The sequence below is a fragment of the Methylobacterium sp. FW306-05-D genome (assembly GCF_058782155.1).
Genome location: NZ_JBYSXL010000009.1, coordinates 76,116 through 98,310 on the forward strand (window position 1 = coordinate 76,116; position 22,195 = coordinate 98,310).

A 22,195-nucleotide genomic window follows, 5' to 3' on the forward strand; every position below is an offset into this window, starting at 1 on the left:
CGGCCGAGCCTGATAGGGCCCGACCGAGGCCCCGTCTCACGCGGCGCGGATGGCGGCGAGGAAGCCTTCGACCTCCTGGCGCACGTTGACCGACTGGACCGAGAGTTCGCCCGCCGCCATCAGCACCTGATGGGCCGCCGAGCCGGTCTCGCTCGTGGAAGCCAGGACCCCGGCGACGTTCATCGAGACGTCCTGCGTCCCGCGCGCGGCCTCGGCGGCGTTGCGCGAGATCTCGCCGGTCGCCGCGGTCTGCTCCACCACTGTCGCGGCGATGCTCTCCGTGATCGCGTTCACCGAGACGATGGTCTGGCCGATCTGCCGGATCGCCGCGACGGCCTGGGCCGTGGCCTGCTGGATCGCCGTGATCTGGCCGCCGATCTGGTCGGTGGCGCGGGCCGTCTGGCCGGCGAGTTCCTTGACCTCGGCGGCGACCACCGCGAAGCCGCGTCCGGCTTCGCCCGCGCGGGCCGCCTCGATGGTGGCGTTCAAGGCCAGCAGGTTGGTCTGCCCGGCGATGCTGGAGATCATCGTCACGGCCTCGCCGATGCGGTCGGCGGCCTGCATCAGGCTGCCCATGGCGACGTCCGTCGCCTGCGCCTCGCGGGCGGCGGCCCCGGCGGCGGCGTTGGATTGCTGAACCTGGCGCTCGATCTCGTGCAGGGAGGCGACCATCTCCTCGGCGGCGGCCGCCACGGTCTGCACGTTCGCGGAGGTCTCCTCGGCGGCGGCGCTGGAGGCGACCGCCCGGCCGTTGGTGCTCTCGGCCACCTGGCTCATCGAGCGCGCGGTCGCGTCGAGTTCGGTCGCCGCGGAGGTGACGATGCCGATCGCGCCGGAGATGGACTGCTCGAAACTCTGCACGAGCCCGTCGACCCGGTCGGCCCGGCGCTGGCGCGCCGACTGCGCCGCGACCTGCTGCGCCTCCAGTTCGAGGCGCGCGATCGCGTTCTGGCGGAACACGTCGACGGCCTTGGCCATCTCGCCCATCTCGTCCACCGCATCCTGCGACGGCACCGTGACCGCCGTCTCGCCGGCGGCCAGGCGGCTCATCGCGCCCGTCATGCCGGTGACCGGGCCGATGATGCTGCGCGCGATCAGGAAGGCGAGGGCGCCGCCGAGGGCCAGCGCCAGGGCGACGAAGGCCATCAGCAGGGTGCGGGCGCGGCCGACGGTGGCCTCGGTGGCGGCGCTGATCTCGGCGACCGCCGCCTCGATCTTCGTGCGCATCGTCAGGCCCGCCTGCATCAGGGCCGTCACGTGCGGCTTGAGCCTGTCGTCATAGGCGACCCGGGTGCCGTCGAGGGCGGCGGCGGCGGCATGGAAGGCGCCGATATAGGCGCCGACCGTCTCCTGCAGCTCCTTGATCGGCCGCGTGAATTCGGCGCCGGTATCGAGGTCCCGCAGGGTCTTCAAGGCGGCCTCGGCCTTCTGGCTGTAGGTGGCGAAGGTCGCCGGACCCTGGGGATCGCGGGTGGCGAGGAACCGCCAGTTCGCCACACGCATCAGCAGCACCGCGCTCTCGACCTGCGCGGCCTGGCCGACCTGGGCCGCCGATCCGTTCTGGCGGATGTCGGTCGTCAGGGCGCCGGTCACACGGGTCAGCTCGTCGCCGGTGCGGAACAGCTTGCCCTTGCTCTCCGCCAGCGTCGCACCGGCCTGGCCGAGGCGCTGGATGTCCTCCTTCAGCACGGCGGAGTCGTCGCGCATGGCGACGTACATCGTCCGGCGCTCCTCGGAGACGGCGATGTCGACCTGGCGCTGGAGCAGGGTCGCGATGCCCTGGCGCGTCTGCTCCATCTGGTCGACCTGCTCGGGCTTCTGGTTCGCCTGATAGTCCAGGGCTTGGCCGAACAGGCGTTCGCCGAGACCGTTCACCGAGAAGACGTTCCGGGCGCCCTCCTCGAGGCGGGCAAGCCGAGCGTAGTCGCTGGCGACAGACCCAAGTTGATACTGTGCGGTGGCCCCGATTCCGGCGGTGATGACGATCAGACTGCCGAAGCCGGCATAGAGGCGCGCGCGAATACCGAATTTCATCGACGTGGTCCGATCGAGGGGAAAGCTGTGCCTCCTAGCTGTATGCAGTGGGCTATAAATAAACATTAAACCCGAGTTGAGCCGCTGTCACAGGCGTGCTTTGAGCTGTTTTCGTTCAACGCACTCTTCGCCTCTGTTGGAGACGGGATTGGATTTCGTCCGGTACGGGAGCCACAGGTTGTCGTCTCTTCGGCAAGGCTCGGGCGATGGGCCCGCGACGGGCGCCGGGCCGGCCCGATCCCTCGGTTGGCCGGACCGTGACCTCAGGCGCCGGGCGGAACCGGGATTCCGGCGGCGACCCGCGCCCGCAGCCGCTGCGCCACCATCGCCTGCAGGGTCATCAGGTGCGGGCAGCGAATGCCGTCCGCGAGGCAGGCGGACACGGTGCGGAACAGGTATTCGGCGCTGGGGCCGAGATGTCCGGCCCCGGCGGCGATCCGGTCGGCGATCGCGGCGTCCGAGATCGGGCCGGTGTAGCGGTCGCTGTCCGCGTTCACCACGAAGGTGAGCGCCTGGATCGGACCCCCCGCCGTCTCCACCGTCACCCAGCGCCCGATATACCCGTTGCCCCGCATCTCGCGGCGCCAGACCGGCAGCAGGGTCTCGGCGGCCTCGTCACCGGTGAGCCGGAAGGCGACGCCCTCGCAGGACCCGCCGGCGTCGAGGGCCAGGACCAGGCCGGGATTGTCGGCGCTGCCGCGGAAGCGTCGCTGCAGGAGGCAGAAGCGCCGGTGGTAGCCGTGGACCGTGCCGACCCGGCGCTCCGAATAGGCGAATTCCGGCCGCCAGATCAGCGAGCCGTAGCCGAACACCCAGAGTCCCTCCGCCGGCAGCGGCCGGGCGGCGAAGGCGGCCGCGAGGCCCGGCGCCAGCTCGGCATCGGTCATCAGGGCCAGGGCGGTGGCGTCGTCCGCCACCGGTGTCGGATGGGCGCGGGCGATCAGGTCGAGGGTCAGGTCGAGGGGCTGGTCCGGCATGGCTCCAGCGAACCATCCCGGCGGCCGGGGTGCAAGCGTCGCCCTCTGAGACGAAACCCGAAACGGCCTGGCCGTCAGGGCTTGGCGCCGGCCATCGTCTCGAGTTCGGGCAGCGGCTCGGTGCGGTGGTAGTCGCAGGCCTCCTTGTCCTCGTCGATGACGCTCAGGACCCCGGCCTTCTCCTGGATGACGATCTTGGCCCGCTCCGCCTTGCCGAAGGTGCGCCCCCGCATCCGGCTCGACACGCAGTAGAGGGTGCGTCCCTCGTCGAGGAAGGGCCCGGAGACCCGACTCTGGACGAACCGGACCGGGATCAGCGAGAGCGCTCCGAATTCCGGCCGGCTCAGCGCAAGGGCGGCGAGGCGCTCGTGCATGGGCGCGGTGGCGGACGGCGTCGGGATCGACGCGCGGGTGCCGCAGCCGGCGAGGGCCGCAAGGCTCGCGAGAAGGACGCCGCGGCGCAGCGGGCGACAGGGGTGGAGCATGGCGGATGGCCTCGATTCGGATCGGATCGGGCCTATCATGATTCTCGTGAGGCGAGAGTCGATTTGGTGATGCAACCTGTCTCGTGCGGCGGCATTTGCAAGGGACGGGCATCGCCCTAAGACAAGGCATGCAATGGACCGACGAGGCCCTGGTGCTCGGCCTGCGCCGACAGGGCGAGACCAGCGTCATCCTCGAACTCATGACCCGGCACCACGGCCGCCATCTCGGGCTCGTGCATGGCGGCCGCTCGCGCCGGATGCAGCCGGTGCTGCAGGCCGGCAACCGGGTCCAGGCCACCTGGCGGGCGCGCCTCGACGAGAGCCTGGGCGCCTTCGCGGTCGAGCCCGTCGAATCCGTGGCCGCCCGGCTGATGGGCTCCGGGCTCGCCCTCTACGGCATGAGCCACCTCGCCGGCCTGCTGCGCCTGCTGCCCGAGCGCGATCCCCATCCCGAGCTGTTCGCGGCGGCCGGGCTGCTCGTCGCCCACCTGCACGACCCGGACATCGCCCCGCCCCTGATGGTGCGCTTCGAACTCGCCATCCTGGCCGAACTCGGCTTCGGGCTCGATCTGGCGGCCTGCGCCGCCACGGGGGGCAACGACGCCCTGATCTACGTCTCGCCCCGCAGCGGGCGGGCGGTGAGCGCCTCGGCCGGCGAGCCGTTTCGCGATCGGCTGCTGGCGCTGCCGGACTTCCTGCGCGAACGCCTGCCCGACGCTGCTCTGCCGATGACGCCGGACGCCCGGGACGTTACCGAGGGGTTTACCTTGACGGGGTATTTCCTCGACCAGCACATCTGGGGGCCGCGCGCGATCCCCGTGCCCGAGGAGCGCGCGCGCTTCGTTGCATTGGGCACGCGGAACGCCTAAATTCCGTTCGTGTTTTGTTCTGATTTGGGTCCCCTGCGGCCCGGGAGTTCGTGATGGGCCAGCCCTTCGAGCCGCCATCGGGTCCCGATGGCATCGAGACCGTCGAACTGAAGACCGCGCTGGAGGACCGCTACCTCGCCTATGCGCTCTCGACGATCATGCACCGGGCGCTTCCCGACGCCCGCGACGGGCTCAAGCCCGTCCATCGCCGCATCCTGTTCGCCATGCGGCTCCTGAAGCTCGACCCGACCTCGGCCTTCAAGAAATGCGCCCGCATCGTCGGCGACGTCATCGGCAAGTATCACCCGCACGGCGACACGGCGGCCTACGACGCCCTGGTGCGCATGGCGCAGGACTTCGCGCAGCGCTATCCGCTCGTCGACGGGCAGGGCAATTTCGGCAACATCGACGGCGATAACGCCGCCGCCCAGCGCTACACCGAGGCCCGGATGACGGAGGTGGCGCGCCTCCTCCTCGAAGGCCTCGACGACGATGCGGTGGATTTCCGCCCGAACTACGACGGGCAGGAGGAGGAGCCGGTGGTGCTCCCCGCCGCCTTCCCGAACCTGCTCGCCAACGGCTCGCAGGGCATCGCGGTCGGCATGGCGACCTCGATCCCGCCCCACAACGCGGCCGAGCTCTGCGACGCGGCGCTCTACCTCATCACCCACCCGGAGGCGACCTCCGCCCAGCTCCTCACCTTCGTGAAGGGGCCGGACTTCCCCACCGGCGGCATCCTGATCGACAGCGCCGACTCGATCACCGAGGCCTACCGCACCGGGCGCGGCGGCTTCCGCGTGCGCGCCCGCTGGGCCAAGGAGGATCTCGGGCGCGGGACCTGGACCATCGTGGTCACGGAAATCCCCTACGGCGTGCAGAAGGCCCGCCTGATCGAGAAGCTCGCCGAGCTCCTGCAGGAGCGCAAGCTGCCGCTGCTGGCCGACGTGCGCGACGAATCGGCCGAGGACGTGCGCATCGTGCTGGAGCCGCGGGCCCGCAACGTCGACCCCGTCATCCTGATGGAATCGCTGTTCCGGCTGACCGAGCTCGAATCGCGCATCTCGCTCAACATGAACGTGCTGGTGGGCGGGCTCGTGCCCCGCGTCATTGGCCTCGCCGAGGCGCTGCGCGAGTGGCTCGACCACCGCCGCGTCGTGCTCCAGCGCCGCTCGCGCCACCGCCTCGCCCAGATCGACCGCCGCCTGGAGATCCTCGGCGGCCTGCTCATCGTCTATCTCGACCTCGACGAGGTGATCCGCATCATCCGCGAGGAGGACGAGCCGAAGCCCGCCCTGATGAAGCGCTTCGAGCTCACCGAGATCCAGGCCAACGCCATCCTCGACACGCGCCTGCGCTCCTTGCGCAAGCTCGAGGAGATGGAGATGAAGCGCGAGCTCGACGCGCTGACGCTGGAGAAGGACGGCATCGAGGGCCTGCTCGGCTCCGACAAACTGCAATGGGCCGACATCACCAAGCAGATCCGCGCGGTGAAGAAGACCTTCGGACCCGAGACCAAGATCGGCGCCCGGCGCACCACCCTGGAGAACCCGCCCGACACCGCCGGCATCGACTTCGCCGCCGCCATGGTGGAGCGCGAGCCCATCACCGTGATCGTCTCGAACAAGGGCTGGATCCGGGCGCTCAAGGGCCACGTCGCCGACCTGTCGGGCGTGGCCTTCAAGGGCGACGACGGCCTCAAGCTCGCCTTCCCGAGCGAGACCACGGCCAAGCTCCTGGTGCTGGCCTCGAACGGCAAGGTGTTCACCCTGGAGGCCGCCAAGCTGCCGGGCGGGCGCGGCTTCGGCGACCCGATCCGCCTGATGGTGGATTTCGACGACGGCACCGAGATCGTCGCGGCCATCCCCTACCAGCCCGGCGCGAAGGTCCTGGTCGCGGCCACCGACGGGCGCGGCTTCCTGGCGCCCGCCGACGCGCTGGTCGCCAACACCCGCAAGGGCAAGGGGATCATGGGCCTCGACGCGCCGGCGACGGCCGCCGTGCTGGTCCCGGCGGCCGGCGACCACATCGCGGTGTGCAGCGCCGACCGGCTGATGCTGGTCTTCCCCTTGAGCGAGCTGCCCGAGATGGTGCGCGGCAAGGGCGTGCGCCTGCAGCGCTGCCGCCAGACCACGCTCACCGACGCCCACGTCTTCACCCTGGCCGAGGGCCTGCCCTGGCGCGAGGCCGGCGGCGAGGCGCGGCTCGCCCAGGCGAGCATCCTGGAGAAGTGGATGGGCCATCGTTCGGACGCGGGCACGCTGATGACCCGGAGCTTCCCGAAATTCGAGCGGTTCGGGAAGTAGGGTAGTGCGGGAAGTAGGGCCGGGTCGAGCGGAGGGCGAAGGCCGCGCAGTCCGCTCGATCCTTGCCGCTCGATCCTTGCCGCTTGATCCCTGCCGCCAGGGTTGCAATATCTCAGGGGCGTGATTCAGCGCGACGAGAGACGACTCCGATGGCCGAGGGTGCAATACCGCTGACGCCCGACCTCGAGGAGCAGATCGGCCGCATCCGTCGTGCGCGCGAGGAAAGCGAAAAATTCGTCGCCGAGCAGCGGAAGCTGATGGCTGAGGCCATGAAGCTCGAGCGCGACCGGATGCTCGCACCCTGGCAGGTCGCCCTATCCGGTATGGCAGCCGGTGCAGCCCTCTTCGGGGCGGGGGCGGCGTTCATCAAGATCATCGGTGGGTGACGCGGGATCACCTGCACGCGAATGGTCGGATGGTTTTGGCCGGGCCACGCTCGGGCGCGACCCTCTTCGTGCCCATGCCTCTCAGTCAAGGGAGGCATGGATCAGGATGCGGACTTCCCGGCGCAGAAGGCTCAGCGGCGGCGGAACTGGCCGCGCATCGGCGGGCGCGGGCCGGCGGAACGCTCGTCCTTGTGTCGGAACACGAGGCGGCCCTTCTCCAGGTCGTAGGGGGACATCTCGACGGTGACGCGGTCGCCGGCCAGAGTCTTGATGCGGTTCTTCTTCATCTTGCCGGCCGTGTAGGCCACGATCTCGTGGCCCTGATCGAGCTGCACGCGGTAGCGCGCGTCCGGCAGGATCTCGATCACGAGACCGTCGAACTGCATCAACTCTTCTTTCGCCATCCACACTCTCCAGCCGGACGGCCTGAAAGGGGCGACCCGGGACACAAAACGAAGCCGTTCGGCAAAACGCGGCGGGCGGCGGGTCCGATCCCATCGGATGCGCAACACCGGCGAGCGTTGCCCCGACATAATGTCCGGACCGGCCGGAAGCAAGCTTTTCCCGATGCAGACCGGTGATGAGCCGGGCACAGGCCGCACGAAGATTCGGAAAGATCAAGATTCGGCGCGCGATGCACACCGTTCGGCCCGCGACGTCGTCGCGCGGCGCGTCCCACCCTGCCGCGCGACGGCGCCCGAGGGCCGCCTTCAGGGCGTGACGTCGTTGCCGGCATAGTCGATCCGTCCGTCCGGGGTCCGCCTCCAGGCCTGCAGGATGGTGCCCGGCCGTCGGGGATCGGGCCTGAGGTCGCCCCGGGCATCGTAGGCGAGCTCGCCGAGAACCGTCCGCAGGGCGCGGCCCTGGTGCAGGTAGGCGGCGACCGCCCGACCATCCGCCGCGCCGGCCCCCAGGATGCCCTGGCGCAGGACTTCGACGGCTGCATAGGCCTGGGCGGCCACCGCGTTCGCCTCCGGGCTGCGCGGCAGCCTCGCGGTTTTCGCCTCCGGACCCTTCGTCTCTGGCCCCTTGGCCTCGGGCAGCCGGGGCGGATCGGGGGTCAGGGTCATCACCGTGCCCTCGGCCGCGGCGCCGGCCGCCTGCGGAAAGGCCGGATCGAGGAGGCCGTCGCTGCCCACCAGGGGCGCGTTCAGCCCGGCCTCGCGCAGGCCGCGCAGGAGCACGGCCGCATCCGCCGCGAGGCCGCCGAAATACACGACCTCGACGCGGGCCCGCTTCAGGCGCGCGACCAGTCCGGAGAGGTCGCGCTCGCCGCGGGTCAGGGTCTCGAAGGCCGCCTCCGGCTGGCCCGCGGCCTTCAGGGTGCGGCTCACGCCCTCCGCGAGCCCGCGGCCGAACGGACTCTTGTCGTGCACGAGGCCGACGCGCTGGCCGCCGTGACGGCCGAGGAGGTAGGCCCCGGCGAGTGTTCCCTGCTCGGCCTCGTTCGGCACGGTGCGGAACACGTTCCACCAGCCCCGGGCCGTCAGCCCGGGATAGCCGCTGCCCGGCGTCACGGCGACGATGCCGGCCTCCTCGTAGACCGGCAGCGCCAGCCCCGCGACGCCGGCATGGAAGGGACCGACCACGAGGCCGATACGCTCGGCGGCGAACCGCCGGGCGACGGCGAGGCCCTGCTTGCCCTCGCCCGCATCGTCCGCGACCACCAGGACGAGGCGCTGCCCGTTGACGCCGCCGGCCCGGTTGAGGTCGGCCACCGCCTGCTCGGCCCCGAGGCGCAGGCCCTGCCCGAAGGCGGCGTCCGGGCCGGTCAGCGGCGCCGACAGCCCGATCCGGACCTGCGCCTCGGCGCGGCCGGACGCCGGCCCGGCCAGCAGGCCGGCGAAGGTGAGGGCGCAGGCGGCGGCGCGGAGGCTGGGCATCGAGGCGCGAATCCATCGGGGCGGGTGAGCGAGGCCGCACGATAGGGCGACCCGGTCGGTGCGGAAAGTCACGCCGGTCGGTGCGGCACGTCACGGCCCGGCATCGGCGTCCGCCGGATCGCATTGCCACGGCCGCCCGGGACCTTACCTCGTGCTCTCGGGTTCCCCATTCGCGGGTTCGATCCCGCGCCGGAGTTCGTCAGGGCCATGCTCTCCACCGACAACGACATCCTCGGGGCTGCTGAGGCCTGGCGCCGGGCGGGCCGCGCGGTGGCCCTCGCCACCGTCATCGAGACCTGGGGCTCGGCGCCGCGGCCGGTGGGCAGCCATCTCGTCGTGGACGGCGAGGGCAACTTCCTCGGCTCGGTCTCGGGCGGCTGCGTCGAGGGCGCGGTGATCACCGAGGGCCTGGAGGCGATTGCCGACGGGCGCGCGCGAGTGATCGAATTCGGCGTGGCCGACGAGACCGCCTGGCGGGTCGGCCTGTCCTGCGGCGGGCGCATCCGCGTCTTCGTCGAGCCCGTGGCCTGAGGCGCCGGTATGCAGCTCGAAACCCTCGCGATCCTCAACGCCGAGCGCGCCGCGCGCCGTGCCGCCATCCTGGTCACCGACCTCGACGGCGGTGCCCAGCGGGTGGTGCGCGAGGCCGAGATCGCCGGCGACCCCCTCGCCGACCTCCTCGCCCGCCACCTCGCCTCCGGCAAGAGCGGCCTCGCGGAGGCCGAGGGCCGCTCGGTCTTCCTCACCGTGCAGGCGCCGCCGGTGCGTCTGGTGGTGATCGGCGCCGTGCACATCAGCCAGGCCCTGTGCCCGATGGCCCTGGCCCTCGACCTCGCCGTCACCGTCATCGATCCGCGCACCGCCTTCGCGACGCCGGAGCGCTTTCCCGGCATCGACCTCGTGGCCGAATGGCCGGACGACGCGCTGGCCGGGCCGGTCCCGCCGCTCGACCGCTACTGCGCCGTGGCGGCCCTGACCCACGACCCGAAGATCGACGATCCGGCCCTGGCGGCCGCGCTCCGGGCCGGGTGCTTCTATGTCGGGGCCCTCGGCTCGCGCAAAACCCACGCGGCCCGCGTCGCCCGCCTCGCCCAGGCCGGGTTCTCGGAGGCCGAGATCGGCCGGATCGCGGCGCCGATCGGCCTTCCCATCCAGGCCGTCAGCCCGGCCGAGATCGCGGTCTCGATCCTGGCGCAGATCGTCGCCGCGCAGCGCACCCCCCGTGCCGGAGCCGGCGCGTGAAGTTCGGCGCCGTCCCGACGCGCGAGGCCGCCGGGCTCATCGCCGCCCATACGGTGCGGTCCCACGACGTGACCCTGCGCAAGGGCCGGGTGATCCCGGCCAAGGACGCCGCGCGCCTCGCCGCCGCCGGGCTGTCCGAACTCGTGGCCGTCGCCCTGGAGCCGGGCGACGTGGCCGAGGACGCGGCGGCCGAACGCCTCGCCGCGCATCTCGCCGGCCCGCACCTGCGCCGCGAGCCGCCCTTCACCGGCCGCTGCAACCTGCATGCGGCGACCGCCGGGCTGCTGCAGATCGACCGGGCCGCCGTCGACGCCGTCAACGGCATCGACGAGTCGATCACGGTGGCGACGCTCGCGCCCTACAAGCCGGTGGTGGCCGGCGAGATGGTCGCCACGGTGAAGATCATCCCCTACGCGGTCCCGGGCACTGCCCTCGACCGGGCCTGCGGCGCCGCGCCCGCCGGGGCGCTCGCCGTCGCGCCCTATCGCCTGACCCGGGTCGCCGTCGTCTCGACCCTGCTGCCCGGCCTCAAGCCCGCGACCATCGACAAGACGCTGGCCAACCTGCGCCACCGCCTCGCCCCCACGGGCGCCGAACTCGTCACCGACGCCCGGGTGCCCCACCGGCGCGAGGCCGTGGCCGATGCGATCCGGGCGGCGGTCGCGGAGGATCGCGCCGAGCTGGTGGTGGTGTTCGGCGCCTCGGCCATCGCCGACCGGCGCGACGTGATTCCCGCCGCGATCGAGGCGGCGGACGGGCACGTGGAGCATCTCGGCATGCCGGTGGACCCGGGCAACCTCCTCCTCGTCGGACGGGTCGCCGCGGTGCCGGTCATCGGCGCACCGGGCTGCGCGCGCTCGCCCAAGGAGAACGGCTTCGACTGGGTGCTGCACCGGCTGCTCGCCGGGCTCGCCGTGACCCGGGCCGACATCGTCGCCCTCGGCGTCGGCGGCCTCCTGATGGAGATCGTGTCGCGGCCCCAGCCCCGCTCCGGCGGCGACCCCGCCGAGGAGGAGGCCTGAGGCCGATGCCCGAACTCGGACTCATCCTGCTCGCGGCGGGGCGCGGGACCCGCTTCGGCGCGGAGCCGAAGCTGCTGCAGGCCCTGGCCGGGCGGCCCCTGGTGCGCCACGCGGCGGAGGCCGCCGTCGGCTCCGGGCTCGGCCCGGTGGTGGCGGTGCTCGGCGCCCATGCCGACCGGGTCGGCGCCGCCCTCGACGGGCTCGACCTCGTCCGGGTCGTGAACCCGGCCTATGCCGACGGCCTCGCCACCTCGCTCCAGGCCGGGCTCGCGGCCCTGCCGAGGGGCATCGGCGGTGCGATCGTGCTCCTCGGCGACATGCCCCGGGTGAGCGCCCGCCACCTGACGGCCCTGGCCGACGCCTTCCGTGCGGCGGACCCTTCCCCCTCCGCCGTGGTGCCGGTCCATGCGGGCATGCGCGGCAACCCGGTCCTGCTGAACCTGCGGCGCTTGGGACCGGCGCTTGCCGGCCTCTCCGGCGACCAGGGGGCGGGACGCCTGCTCGCCGGACGCGACGACGTGCTGGACTGCGCGATGGACGCCGGCGTCACCCAGGACGTCGACACGCCGGACGGCCTCGCCGCCCTGGCCTGAGGCGGCTCATTCCTGCCCCGCCGCCCGTGCCGGAGCCCGCTTGGCCTCCGCCCGGCAGCGGTCCGAGCAGTAGCGGACCTCGTCCCAGACCCGCTCCCACTTCTTGCGCCACGCGAACGGCTTGCCGCACTGGACGCAGATCTTGGTGGGGAGATCGGCCTTCTTGCGCATCCGCGCCATGGGATCTGCTCGATCGCTCGGGTGACGAGATCGCCCTGATATAGGGCGGCCTACCGCCCGAGTTGACCGGCCTCGCTGGCCGGGACGGGGCTCCACCGGTTGAGCTGGATGTAGCCGTCGCGGGCGGCGATGACGACGTGGCGGCGGTAGCGCTGCACCACCGTCCCGGGCGTGTGGCGATGCGCCTCGCGCCAGCCCTCGGCCGCCGCCACATAGACCCGGGATTCGCCGACCCGGGCGATCGTCTCGATCGTGCCGAAGGCGCGGACCCGGCGCAGGATCGCCTCGACCTCGGAGCGGAAGTCGAGGGTGCGGTCCGCATCCGTCACCCGCGGCCAGTAGGAGCCGGTGCCCTGGGGCGTCGGCGTCCGCCAGAGGCCGGGCAGGTCCCGGGCGATGGGGCCGGCGGCGATGCGGCGCGCCGCCATCTGGCACTTGGCGAGCAGGGTCTCGTGCGATTCCAGGGGCGAGAGCGGGAAGCGCTCCTGGGCCAGGATGTCGCCGGTGTCGAAGCCGTCCTCGGCGAGGACGTGCGCGGTGACGCCCCAGTCCGGCTGCGCGTCGCTGATCGCCTTGAAGAGCGGGTAGGGGCCGCGGCCGAGGGGCAGCGGGGAGGGGTGGAAGTTGAGCCCGTAGGCGGCTTGGCCCCGCCAGCCCCGGATCAGCCAGGGATAGCCGGCCACCACCAGGGCCCAGTCCCGGCCGTGCGCCTCCGCCAGCCCGGCGAGGTCCTCCGGCCGCATCCGCGAGATCTGCATGGGCACGCGGTGGCGGCGGGCCTGGGCCACCACCGCCTCGTTGTGGTCGTAGAGCCCGTCGCAGGGCCGGGTGAACAGCTTGATCGGCGTCCAGCCCGCTCCGAGCAGGGCCTCGAACACGCCGCCGAGGAAATCGATGCCGGCAAAAGCGAACTTCATGAGGCTCCCGACGGTCCTGCGACGTCACGGATCGGTCGATCCCGCGCGACGACGGCTCCCCGTCTCCCGCTTTCGCCATACCTATCCGATTGGGAGCGAATTGGGAGCACGCATGAGGCGGGACACAGGCGCCGGGGGAACGGAAGGCGGACTGCCGGGCCGGAAACCGGCCGGCGCACGCCTGCGGGCCGGGGGCTGAGTCCCATCCGCACGCTCCGCTTCCTCCTCGGCGACCAGCTCACCCGCCGCATCGCCACCCTGACCGATCTCGATCCCGAGCACGACGTGGTGCTGATGGTCGAGGTCCGGGCGGAGGCGACCTATGTCCGCCACCACAAGCAGAAGATCGCGTTCCTGTTCTCGGCGATGCGCCACTTCGCGGCCGAGCTGGAGGCGGAGGGCATCACGGTCGACTACGTCCGCCTCGATGCCCCGGGCAACACAGGCAGCTTCACCGGCGAGCTGGAACGCGCGGTCGCGCGCCACGCGGTCGAGCGGGTCGTGGTCACCGAGCCCGGCGAGTGGCGGGTCTGGGAGATGATGCAGGGCTGGCGCGACGATCTCGGGCCGCCCGTGGAGATCCGCGACGACAACCGTTTCCTCTGCCCGCGGGCGGAGTTCGCCGCCTGGGCCGGCGACCGCCGCAGCCTGCGCATGGAGACCTTCTACCGCGGCATGCGCCGTCGCACCGGTCTGCTGATGGAGGGGGGCGAGCCGGTCGGCGGCCGCTGGAACTTCGACGCCGAGAACCGCAGGGGCCTGCCGAAGGGCCACGTCGTGCCCGAGCGCATCGGCTTTCCGCCCGATGCCGTGACCCGGGAGGTCATCGCCCTGGTGGAGGCCGCGTTCGGCGACCATTTCGGCGAGACCGCGGCCTTCGCCTGGCCGGTGACGCGGACCGAGGCCGTCGCCGCCTTCAAGCACTTCCTCGCCGTCGGCCTGCCGACCTTCGGCGACTACCAGGACGCGATGCGCACGGATGCGCCGTTCCTGTACCACGCCCTGATCGGGCCGGCCCTGAACGCCGGGCTCCTGACGCCGGAGGAGGTCTGCCGGGCGGCGGAGCGGGCCTACCGCGCCGGCGACGCCCCGCTCCACTGCGCCGAGGGCTTCATCCGCCAGGTCCTCGGCTGGCGGGAATACGTGCGCGGGCTGTACTGGGCGCGGATGCCGGACTACGCGGCCTCGAACGCCCTCGAGGCCGGGCGCGACCTGCCCTGGTTCTACTGGTCCGGCGAGACCCAGATGAACTGCCTGGCGCAGTGCATCGGCGCGACCCGGACCCACGCCTACGCCCACCACATCCAGCGCCTGATGGTGACAGGCAACTTCGCGCTGCTCGCGGGCCTCGCCCCGGCGCAGGTGGAGGAATGGTACCTCGTCGTCTATGCCGACGCCTACGAGTGGGTCGAACTGCCCAACGTCCACGGTATGGTGCTCTGGGCCGATGGCGGCGTGATGGGCTCGAAGCCCTACGCGGCCTCGGGCGCCTACATCAACCGGATGTCGGATTACTGCCGTGGCTGCAGCTACGACGTGGCGAAGAAGACCGGCGCCACGGCCTGCCCCTTCAACTACCTCTACTGGGACTTCCTCATCCGGCACGCGGAGCGCCTGGCGGACAATCCGCGCCTCGCCATGCCGTACCGGACCCTGGCGCGCATGGACCCGGCCAAGCGGGCCGCCATCGTCGACGACGCGGCCCGCTTCCTCGATGGGCTCGACGCCGCGCCCGCCATCCCCGGGGTCGAACAGGGCAGCCTGGACCTGACGTCGCCCGCCGCGGGCGAGAGCCGCCGTCCGGCCCGGCGGCGCGAGGTCGCAGAGGACAAGATCGCCGAGGACGAGGTCGCCGCGGACAGGCGCGCCAAGGGTAGGCGCTCCAAGGACAAGGTCGTCGAGGACAGGGTCGTCGAGGACAAGGCCCCGAGGGAAAAGCCTACCAGGGCGTCCAGACGGTGAGGCCGAGATAGGGGCCGGGCTCCCCGTCGCCGACGAGCTGCAGCCCGGCCGAGAGCCGCAGCCCGAACCGGCCGAGGGCGAAATCGGTCGCGTGCAGCCCGAAGTTCCACTTCCGGTACCCGGTCTCGTCCAGATAGAGGGCGGCCTCGGGTCCGAGATAGGCCCCCGCGGCCCGGTAGCCCCAGGCGAGGCGGCCCCAGGCGCTCATGCGGAGCGTGCCGGTGACCAGCGTCGCGGTGAGGAGGGTGTCGTCGGTGGGCCGGGCCCAGACCTCCCCGTGCAGGCGCAGGCCGAAGCGGGGCGGCAGGGCCTGCACGCAGCCGCAGCCCGACACCACCTCCATCGAGACTTCGGGACCCGCATGGGCCGCGACGACGCCCCAGTCGCGAAACCATTGATAGCCGAGCACGACCGCGGCGACCGCGGAGTCACGGATGACCGGTCCCTCCCGGCGCCGCTGACCCCCGAGGCTCGCGAGAGCGACGAATCCTTCCCGGTCGATCCGGTCCAGCGCCACCTTGGCGCCGGTGGTCACGAAGACGGAGGGGCTGGCCTCCAGGCTTCCGAACAGGAGGAGCGAGGCGGGCGAGGATGCCGATGCGGGTGCCGCGAAGAGCGCCGTGGACCAGGCCGCCGCACGGGCGAGGCTCGCCGATCTTCGAAATCCGCTGCGATCGCTCCCGGCCCTCGATAGCATGGGCTCCTTGCCTCGACGCCGATCGGAGCCCCAGTCTTCCGGCGGCGCGGGCAGAAATCAATCTTTGGTGCGTAGAAGCCGACCACGATACAAGTTTAGGTGTTCATCATCGTTCGGATGTCTCGATATTCCTAAGCTTGGACGACCTCAACGAAACTATTCCGTCGAATGGCATCTCTAGATTGACGCGGTATCAGTCGACGTTCTTCGCGTCGAGGATGCTGTCCGCACTGCCCGTGTGATTCGACGCCGTCCGGGCGTGCGGATGCGCCGCTTGGCCTGGGCCCCCATCTCGGCTACAGCCCGGCCCAGGACCGTCGCCAATGGCCGAGCTTTCTTGTCACCTGCTGCCAGAACTTCCGAGGTTCTCACCGTGCTCGCCGAGCAGGAAGGGGAACGGCTGACCGTCGGTGACATCGTCGCCGTCCTGAAGGACCGCGCCTTCGCGCTTCTCATCGTGATCCTCGGGTTGCCCAACTGCCTGCCGATGCCGCCGCCGATCCCGCTGGTCTGCGGGCTGCTGCTGTTGCTGGTGGCGATCCAGATCACCGCCGGTATGGCCTCGCCCTGGCTGCCGCGGGCGCTGCTGCGCCGGTCCGTCGCTCGCAGCGACGTCGAGCGGGCGGCGAACCGGGCCGTCCCGCTCCTGCGCCGCCTCGAGCATTGGTCGCGCCCGCGCATGAGCCTGTTCGAGACCGCCCTCGGCATGCGCGGCGTCGGCCTCATCCTGCTCACCCTGTCGCTGGCCCTGATCGTGGCCGCGCCGATCGTCGGGCAGATTCCCCTCGGCCTCGCCATCTGCCTCGTCGGCCTCGGCCTCGTCGAGCGCGACGGCGTCGTGGTGCTGGGCGGCCTCGCGATCGGGACGGTGGGCGTCCTGCTCAATGCCGGCTTCGTCTATGCCATCATCTCGGGCCTGATGAGCCTGTTCAATCTGTGAGGCGCCTGCTCCGAGCCTCTGATTCGAGGCTTCGGCCTCCCGTCGATCACGCTTCCAGGTGGCGGGCCCGGACGAGCCGGTAGACCAGCCCGCCCCGGCGTCCCACCAGCATCGAGACGAGGTAGAAGCATCCGGCCGCGAGCACGATCGCGGGTCCGGTCGGCAGATCGGCCTGGTAGGACACGCTGAGGCCGACCACGCTCGACAGCATCGCGATCAGCACCGAGACCGGGATCATGCCCGACAGGTCCGCCGCCCAGAAGCGCGCCGCGATGGCCGGGAGCAGCATCAGCCCCACCGCCAGCAGGGTGCCCAGGGCCTGGAACCCGCCGACCAGGTTCATCACCACGAGGCCGAGGAAGGCGTAGTGCACCGGGCCGCCGGCGCGGCTGACCGTGCGCAGGAACAGCGGGTCGACGCATTCCATCACCAGGGGCCGGTAGATCGCCGCCAGGCCGAACAGGGTCACGGTGGCGATGCCCCCGAGCAGCCAGAGGGCCGGATCGTCGAGGGCGAGCACGCTGCCGAACAGGATGTGCAGCAGGTCGATCTGCGATCCGCGCAGGGACACCAGGAGGACGCCGCCGGCGAGCGAGATCAGGTAGAAGGCCGCAAGGCTCGCATCCTCCTTGATCACGGTGGAGCGGGTGACGAGCCCTGCCATCAGCGCCACCGCGAGACCGGCCGCAAGGCCGCCCAGCGTCATGGCCGGCAGCGACAGCCCCGCCACCAGGAAGCCGACGGCCGCCCCGGGCAGGATCGCGTGGCTCATGGCGTCACTCATCAGGCTCATGCGCCGCAGCATCAGGAACACGCCCACGGGCGGGGCCGAGAGCGACAGGGCGAGGCAGCCCACCAGCGCCCGGCGCATGAAGCCGAACTCGACGAAGGGGCCGAAGAGGAGATCGATCACGCGGCGTGCCCCCGGTCATGCGTAGGCCCGTGATCGCGGGGATGCGCGGGCTCATGCGGGTGCGCATGACCATGACCATGGCCGTGCTCGTGGCCGTGCTCGTGATCATGGCCGTGGGACGGCCCGGTCTCCGCGTGGCGGCCGCAGACCGCCGCATCCTCGTCCCAGGCCTCCGACAGGCTCTGGGCGCGGGCGAGGTTTCGCGGCGTGAGCACCCGCTCGGTCGGTCCCCAGGCCACCGCCTCCCGTGCCAGGAGGAGGGTGTGCGGGAAGTGGCTCCGGACCTGTCCGAGATCGTGCAGGGCGGCCACGATGGTGCGTCCCTGCCCATGCCAGGCGCCGACCAGAGCTAGGAGGTCGGCGGTGGTGCGCCCGTCGACGCCGGTGAACGGCTCGTCCAGGAGCAGCACGCGGGCATCCTGCACGATCAGGCGGGCGAACAGGGCGCGCTGGAACTGGCCGCCCGACAGGGTGCCGATCAGGCGCGTCTCGAACCCGGCGAGGCCGACGGCGGCCAAGGCTTCCAGCAAGGTCGCTCGGTGGCGGCGCGCGCTCCGCCAGGGACCGAGGCGGCGCCACAGGCCCATCGCCACGAGGTCGAGGACGCTGAGGGGAAAGCTGCGGTCGATCTCCGCCGCCTGGGGCAGGTAGGCGATGGCGTCGTCGAGCCCGGGCCGCGCGATCCGGCCCTCGAGGCACGGGATCTCGCCGACGATGCCCTTCAGGAGGGTCGACTTGCCGGCGCCGTTCGGCCCGACCAGGGCCAGGAGGGCGCCGGGGGCGATGATCCCGTCGAGGTGATGGACGGCCGGATGGCGGTCGTAGCCGAGGGTCAGCCCCTGGAGCGCGATGGCGCCGGGCAGGTCGCAGCTCATCGGGAGGCCCACAGGATCGCGACCCAGAGCAGCAGGGTCAGCGCCGACGCCACCGCGAAGCGCAGGGACGCGCCGGCCTGGAACAGCGAGCGGCGGAGGAAAACGGGGGGACGCGGGTTTCGGGTCACGGATGGATCATTTGCCCGAACGGGAGCGCCGGCTTATGTTGGCGGTGATACACTGTAACACTCGGGCAGTTCAACGGGCCGGCTCGATCCAACATCCCGGGCTCATGGGGCAGACCATGCACGACCATGCGGCGGCGCATGACCACGGTTGCGGCGGGGCGCCGGAAGCGATCGCCCGGGCGGAACGCCTGTGCCGCGAACGCGACCTGCAGTTCACACGCCTGCGCCGCGACGTGCTGGCGGCGGTGGCCGGGCAGACGCGGCCGATGGGCGCCTACGACATCGCCGAGGCCCTGAGCGAACCGGGACGCCGCGTCGCGGCGGTCTCGGTCTACCGCGCCCTCGACTTCCTCACCGAGCATGGGCTCGTCCATCGGATCGCGAGCCGCAACGCCTTCGTGTCCTGCGGTCACGCGCACACCGACGGCGCCGGCCTCGTCTTCCTGATCTGCCGCAATTGCGGCTCGATCGACGAGACCACCTCGCCGGAGGTGGAAGACCAGCTCGGACGCACCCTGGCCAAGGCCGGCTTCAAGCCCACGAGCCGCATCCTCGAGGTCGAGGGCGAGTGCGGCGCCTGCCTCGGCCGGTCCGCCGCGGACTAGCGTCCAGGCCGGGCGCGCCTCCGGCTCAGCCGGCGTTCCTGTAGGCGCGCGGCGAGAACACGGTCATGAACAGGATCCGCAGGTCGAGCCAGATCGACCAGTTGTCGATGTAGTGCAGGTCGTGCTGGACCCGCCGCTCCATGTCGAGGTCGGTGAGGGTCTCGCCGCGCAGGCCGTTCACCTGCGCCCAGCCGGTGATGCCCGGCATCACGTTGTGGCGGCGGGCGTAGAGGGCGATGCGGTTCTCGAAGCTGCGGTCATGCGCCAGGGCGTGGGGGCGCGGCCCGACGAGGGACATCTCGCCCAGCAGGACGTTGATGAGCTGGGGCAGTTCGTCGATGTTCGAACGGCGCAGTACCCGGCCGATCCGCGTGATGCGGCTGTCGTTGCGGGTGGCCTGCCGGAAGACCGTCTCCGGCTCGGCCCTCATGCTGCGGAACTTGAAGACGCCGAAGGGCTGCTGGTTGAAGCCGTAGCGCTTCTGGCGGAAGAACACCGGGCCCGGGCTGTCGATCTTGATCAGGGCTGCGACCACGAGGAAGAGCGGCCCGAGCAGCACCAGGGCCGTCAGGGCGAGGGCGAGATCGAGGCTGCGCTTCAGGAAGCGCTCGCCCGCCTGGAGCGGCCGGCGCCCGATATTGATGCCCGAGAGTCGGCCGACCCGGGCGAGGGTGAGATCGGGGAAGCGGTCCATCACCGAGCCCGGGCGCAGGTGCAGGGCCGCCGGCACCCGCAGGAAGGCGTCGATGCAGCGCTCGATGTCGGAGGCCTCCGACCACGGTACCAGGATGAACACGTCGTCCGGGCGCAGGAAGCGCACCACGGAGACCGCGAGATCGAGATCCTCCGACATCTGGGCGCGGCGGGCTTCGGCGTCGCCCGCGGGGTCGAGCGGGCGCAGATAGCTGGTGCCGATGACGCGCAGGCCGAGGGCCTCGGGGTCGTTGTGGCCGTAGAAGCGGGCGATGTCCTCCTCGTAGCCGACGAGATGGACCCGGTTGGTCTGGCCGGAGGTGGAGGTCGCCGCGCTGCGCACCAGGCGCAGCATCACCCCCCGGGTCAGCAGGATCGCGGGCAGGCCCGCCAGGAAGAACCCCACCGAGACGAGGCGCGAATACTCGTGGGTCGTCTTCGTGGCGAAGCCGATCAGCAGGACGACGGCCCAGGCGCCGGTCCAGACCATGGCCGCGCGCCGCAGGTGGGGACGCCGCGCGAGCAGCGTCTCGATGTCGTAATCCTCGCGGACGAGATTCGTCAGCAGGACGAAGATCGCCACCAGGGCGGCGAGTTCGAAGCTGCCGCTGTGGACCACCACCGGCTCGGTGGCGTCGAAGGCGGCGTGATAGGCGAGATCGATCCCGGCCGCGATGCAGAAGATGACGAGGACATCCGCGACGGCGGTCGCGGCCGACAGGCCGAGGCGGAAGGCGGCGCGGCTGCGGCGGGGGAGAAGGGCCGCCCAGACGTCGCGGCGCGGACGGAGGACCGGGAATTTCTCGAGGGCGGCTGGGATCCGATCATGAAACATCTGGAGCGCCGTGTCCCGTCCTGATGCGATGACTGTGCAGGATTGAGCCGAATCCCGAATCAGTCATGGTGACCGAGAATAGCCGTGCAAGACACGGGCCTGAAGGCCTCGGACCGTTCGACCGGCCCGGACTCAGTCCTCGTTTCGCGTACGGGTTCGCGAGCCGCGACGGAGCCGCGGTTTCGACAAGGCTTCGCGCGGCCAGAGATGTCCGCTTCGGCGTCACGCATGGATTGCGCGCACGGATCGACGGTCACGCAACCGCCTGATCTCGCATACGGCCTCACAACGTCGATCCGGCAAAGAGGGTTGCGCAGGAAATTTCACGCGCGACTGCGCCAGGACTGTCACGTGCCCGATGCGACCGAACCCGCAGGCCACGGCCCGGCCCGGCGCGGTGCGCCGGGCGGGTCGTTTCGAATCGCCGCCCGGCGCCGGGCCGGGCCGCGAATCAGGCGGCCGTTTCCGAATCAGCCCGCGCGACGGTCTGAATCGTCTCGAATCCCTCGAATTGCGGATGGCCCAGATAGAGGGGCTTGGTCGACGGCACCCGGCCATGGGCCTTTCGAAACTGCTCAGAACGGGTCCAGGCCTCGAAATCGGCCTTCGACGACCAGATCGTGTGCGAGGCGTAGAGGACGTGATCCTCGGCTTCGGGACCGCGCAGCAGATGGAACTCGACGAAGCCCGGCATCTCGCCGAGATGACTGTCGCGTCCGAGCCAGACTTGCTCGAAATCTTCCGTGGCGTCTTTGACCACTTTGAAGCGATTCATAGCGATATACATGATCCACCTGGGTTTTTCGGCGTCGCGAACAATCCGGTCCGACAGTCTAGACCTGGGGCGGCGCTGCACGAAAGCCATTGCCCCGGCGCATGCGTCGCGCTTCGTCCGATGCGGTGTGGCCCGGAACGCGTCCGCTCCGCGCGCCGTCCGCAGGCTCCGCCCCGTGCGGCGCAGCGAAAACTGGCGAGGGACGGTTACAACGTTAGGCTTGCAATTTATGCCGGCTTTGTGGTCAAGCTCTCAGAACGGTCACGTCCGATGCTGACGCGGAGTAAACATCCAGTGGCATTTGACTGCAGACAAGGATAGTCTCTCCCGTCTGGTTCTATCGACGGTCGACTGCCCTGGTTTCGTAGGAAATGAACTTAAGGAATCCTGTACGCCTGCGTACGAAAGCGTTCGAACCTCATCGCCTCGGGGCTGGTCCGGGCGAGGGCTGAGAAAATTCTTTAGGGACTGAAACGAGAGATGATGCCGAAGCAGACTACCGACGTCGATCGCCTCGTCGGATTGAGGATCACCGCCCTGCGCAAGGCGCGCGGCCTGAGCCAGACCGCGCTCGGGACCGCCGTCGGCGTGACCTTCCAGCAGGTCCAGAAATACGAGAAGGGTCAGAACCGCGTCGGCGCCGGGCGCCTGCGCGAAATCGCCCGCCTCCTGGAGGTGCCGGTCTCGGCCTTCTTCGAGGAGGACGAGGTCGGCGGCACGCAGTCCGACGTGTTCGGCTTCCTCAGTGCGCAGGGGGCGATCGAACTCCTGCGCGCCTATGCGCTGATCGAGGACGATCAGCTGCGACGCGACGTGCTCGCCATCGTGCGGACGGCCGCGAAGATGGGCAAGCAGGCGCCCGAGCCCGCCGCCGCCGCTCC

24 protein-coding genes are annotated in these 22,195 nt (G+C 71.1%); 11 read left to right on the forward strand and 13 right to left on the reverse strand.

What is annotated here, in order from left to right:
* Positions 1 to 36: 36 nt before the first annotated feature.
* From AC3WLN_RS05835 to AC3WLN_RS05845, 3 genes are all read right to left on the reverse strand, one after another.
* On the reverse strand, positions 37 to 2,034 hold the full coding sequence (locus AC3WLN_RS05835) for a methyl-accepting chemotaxis protein (protein ID WP_492480115.1): 1,998 nt from the start codon (positions 2,032 to 2,034) through the stop codon (positions 37 to 39).
* A 263-nt stretch (positions 2,035 to 2,297) separates the two neighbouring features.
* Positions 2,298 to 3,011, reverse strand: coding sequence for a gamma-glutamylcyclotransferase (locus tag AC3WLN_RS05840; protein ID WP_492480116.1), 714 nt, complete (start codon positions 3,009 to 3,011; stop codon positions 2,298 to 2,300).
* A 74-nt stretch (positions 3,012 to 3,085) separates the two neighbouring features.
* Positions 3,086 to 3,496 (reverse strand): hypothetical protein, encoded by a 411-nt coding sequence (locus tag AC3WLN_RS05845; RefSeq protein ID WP_492480117.1) that lies wholly within the window; start codon positions 3,494 to 3,496, stop codon positions 3,086 to 3,088.
* A gap of 128 nt (positions 3,497 to 3,624) precedes the next feature.
* Between AC3WLN_RS05845 and recO the strand changes: the two genes are divergently transcribed.
* The 3 genes from recO to AC3WLN_RS05860 all read left to right on the forward strand — a co-directional run bounded on the left by recO (position 3,625) and on the right by AC3WLN_RS05860 (position 7,054).
* Positions 3,625 to 4,365, forward strand: coding sequence for a DNA repair protein RecO (recO, locus tag AC3WLN_RS05850; protein WP_492480118.1), 741 nt, complete (start codon positions 3,625 to 3,627; stop codon positions 4,363 to 4,365).
* Positions 4,366 to 4,418: 53 nt separating this feature from the next.
* Positions 4,419 to 6,668 carry a DNA topoisomerase IV subunit A gene (gene parC / locus AC3WLN_RS05855; protein ID WP_492480119.1) on the forward strand — a complete coding sequence of 750 codons (2,250 nt, stop codon included), beginning with the start codon at positions 4,419 to 4,421 and terminating at the stop codon, positions 6,666 to 6,668.
* A 149-nt stretch (positions 6,669 to 6,817) separates the two neighbouring features.
* Complete coding sequence (locus AC3WLN_RS05860; protein WP_492480120.1) at positions 6,818 to 7,054, forward strand: hypothetical protein; 237 nt, start codon at positions 6,818 to 6,820, stop codon at positions 7,052 to 7,054.
* A gap of 131 nt (positions 7,055 to 7,185) precedes the next feature.
* Here AC3WLN_RS05860 and infA read toward each other — a convergent pair whose 3' ends face one another.
* Together infA and AC3WLN_RS05870 are read right to left on the reverse strand one after the other, a co-directional pair.
* On the reverse strand, positions 7,186 to 7,458 hold the full coding sequence (gene infA / locus AC3WLN_RS05865) for a translation initiation factor IF-1 (protein WP_055947419.1): 273 nt from the start codon (positions 7,456 to 7,458) through the stop codon (positions 7,186 to 7,188).
* 306 nt (positions 7,459 to 7,764) lie between these two features.
* Positions 7,765 to 8,937 carry a branched-chain amino acid ABC transporter substrate-binding protein gene (locus AC3WLN_RS05870; protein ID WP_492480121.1) on the reverse strand — a complete coding sequence of 391 codons (1,173 nt, stop codon included), beginning with the start codon at positions 8,935 to 8,937 and terminating at the stop codon, positions 7,765 to 7,767.
* Between the two features lie 207 nt (positions 8,938 to 9,144).
* On the opposite strand from AC3WLN_RS05870, the gene AC3WLN_RS05875 reads away from it, so the two are divergent.
* The 4 genes from AC3WLN_RS05875 to AC3WLN_RS05890 are packed head-to-tail and all read left to right on the forward strand — an operon-like array spanning position 9,145 to position 11,794.
* Positions 9,145 to 9,468: an XdhC family protein gene (locus tag AC3WLN_RS05875; protein ID WP_492480122.1), complete on the forward strand. Its 324-nt coding sequence runs from the start codon at positions 9,145 to 9,147 to the stop codon at positions 9,466 to 9,468.
* A gap of 9 nt (positions 9,469 to 9,477) precedes the next feature.
* Complete coding sequence (locus tag AC3WLN_RS05880; protein WP_492480123.1) at positions 9,478 to 10,179, forward strand: XdhC family protein; 702 nt, start codon at positions 9,478 to 9,480, stop codon at positions 10,177 to 10,179.
* Positions 10,176 to 11,201: a molybdopterin-binding protein gene (locus AC3WLN_RS05885; protein WP_492480124.1), complete on the forward strand. Its 1,026-nt coding sequence runs from the start codon at positions 10,176 to 10,178 to the stop codon at positions 11,199 to 11,201. The genes AC3WLN_RS05880 and AC3WLN_RS05885 overlap by 4 nt, the downstream gene beginning before the upstream one ends.
* 5 nt (positions 11,202 to 11,206) lie before the next feature.
* Positions 11,207 to 11,794 (forward strand): nucleotidyltransferase family protein, encoded by a 588-nt coding sequence (locus AC3WLN_RS05890; protein ID WP_492480125.1) that lies wholly within the window; start codon positions 11,207 to 11,209, stop codon positions 11,792 to 11,794.
* 6 nt (positions 11,795 to 11,800) lie between these two features.
* On the opposite strand, the gene AC3WLN_RS05895 is transcribed toward AC3WLN_RS05890, so the two are convergent.
* Both AC3WLN_RS05895 and AC3WLN_RS05900 read right to left on the reverse strand, forming a co-directional pair.
* Positions 11,801 to 11,974 carry a DUF2256 domain-containing protein gene (locus AC3WLN_RS05895; RefSeq protein ID WP_492480126.1) on the reverse strand — a complete coding sequence of 58 codons (174 nt, stop codon included), beginning with the start codon at positions 11,972 to 11,974 and terminating at the stop codon, positions 11,801 to 11,803.
* Between the two features lie 50 nt (positions 11,975 to 12,024).
* Positions 12,025 to 12,891: a formyltransferase family protein gene (locus AC3WLN_RS05900; protein ID WP_492480127.1), complete on the reverse strand. Its 867-nt coding sequence runs from the start codon at positions 12,889 to 12,891 to the stop codon at positions 12,025 to 12,027.
* Between the two features lie 204 nt (positions 12,892 to 13,095).
* On the opposite strand from AC3WLN_RS05900, the gene AC3WLN_RS05905 reads away from it, so the two are divergent.
* Positions 13,096 to 14,853, forward strand: a complete 1,758-nt coding sequence (locus tag AC3WLN_RS05905; protein ID WP_492480139.1) for a cryptochrome/photolyase family protein — start codon at positions 13,096 to 13,098, stop codon at positions 14,851 to 14,853.
* Here the strand turns inward: AC3WLN_RS05905 and bcsS are convergent.
* A complete protein-coding gene (gene bcsS / locus AC3WLN_RS05910; protein WP_492480128.1) occupies positions 14,831 to 15,550 on the reverse strand; it encodes a cellulose biosynthesis protein BcsS in 720 nt (239 codons plus the stop codon). The two genes, AC3WLN_RS05905 and bcsS, sit on opposite strands and share 23 nt — an antisense overlap.
* Positions 15,551 to 15,887: 337 nt before the next feature.
* Here bcsS and AC3WLN_RS05915 point away from each other — a divergent pair, with 337 nt between their 5' ends.
* Positions 15,888 to 16,490 (forward strand): exopolysaccharide biosynthesis protein, encoded by a 603-nt coding sequence (locus AC3WLN_RS05915; RefSeq protein ID WP_463771313.1) that lies wholly within the window; start codon positions 15,888 to 15,890, stop codon positions 16,488 to 16,490.
* A 46-nt stretch (positions 16,491 to 16,536) separates the two neighbouring features.
* On the opposite strand, the gene AC3WLN_RS05920 is transcribed toward AC3WLN_RS05915, so the two are convergent.
* The 3 genes from AC3WLN_RS05920 to AC3WLN_RS05930 are packed head-to-tail and all read right to left on the reverse strand — an operon-like array spanning position 16,537 to position 18,406.
* Complete coding sequence (locus AC3WLN_RS05920) at positions 16,537 to 17,361, reverse strand: metal ABC transporter permease (RefSeq protein ID WP_492480140.1); 825 nt, start codon at positions 17,359 to 17,361, stop codon at positions 16,537 to 16,539.
* Positions 17,362 to 17,399: 38 nt separating this feature from the next.
* On the reverse strand, positions 17,400 to 18,278 hold the full coding sequence (locus tag AC3WLN_RS05925) for a metal ABC transporter ATP-binding protein (protein ID WP_492480129.1): 879 nt from the start codon (positions 18,276 to 18,278) through the stop codon (positions 17,400 to 17,402).
* Complete coding sequence (locus AC3WLN_RS05930) at positions 18,275 to 18,406, reverse strand: hypothetical protein (RefSeq protein ID WP_492480130.1); 132 nt, start codon at positions 18,404 to 18,406, stop codon at positions 18,275 to 18,277. The genes AC3WLN_RS05925 and AC3WLN_RS05930 overlap by 4 nt, the downstream gene beginning before the upstream one ends.
* Before the next feature lie 116 nt (positions 18,407 to 18,522).
* Here AC3WLN_RS05930 and AC3WLN_RS05935 point away from each other — a divergent pair, with 116 nt between their 5' ends.
* A complete protein-coding gene (locus tag AC3WLN_RS05935; protein ID WP_492480141.1) occupies positions 18,523 to 19,011 on the forward strand; it encodes a Fur family transcriptional regulator in 489 nt (162 codons plus the stop codon).
* A 25-nt stretch (positions 19,012 to 19,036) separates the two neighbouring features.
* Here AC3WLN_RS05935 and AC3WLN_RS05940 read toward each other — a convergent pair whose 3' ends face one another.
* On the reverse strand, positions 19,037 to 20,539 hold the full coding sequence (locus AC3WLN_RS05940; protein WP_492480131.1) for an exopolysaccharide biosynthesis polyprenyl glycosylphosphotransferase: 1,503 nt from the start codon (positions 20,537 to 20,539) through the stop codon (positions 19,037 to 19,039).
* Positions 20,540 to 20,990: 451 nt separating this feature from the next.
* Positions 20,991 to 21,326 carry a heme-degrading protein HmuQ gene (gene hmuQ / locus AC3WLN_RS05945; RefSeq protein ID WP_463780746.1) on the reverse strand — a complete coding sequence of 112 codons (336 nt, stop codon included), beginning with the start codon at positions 21,324 to 21,326 and terminating at the stop codon, positions 20,991 to 20,993.
* Between the two features lie 468 nt (positions 21,327 to 21,794).
* On the opposite strand from hmuQ, the gene AC3WLN_RS05950 reads away from it, so the two are divergent.
* On the forward strand, positions 21,795 to 22,195 hold a 401-nt coding region (locus AC3WLN_RS05950; RefSeq protein WP_492480132.1), incomplete at its 3' end, for a helix-turn-helix domain-containing protein.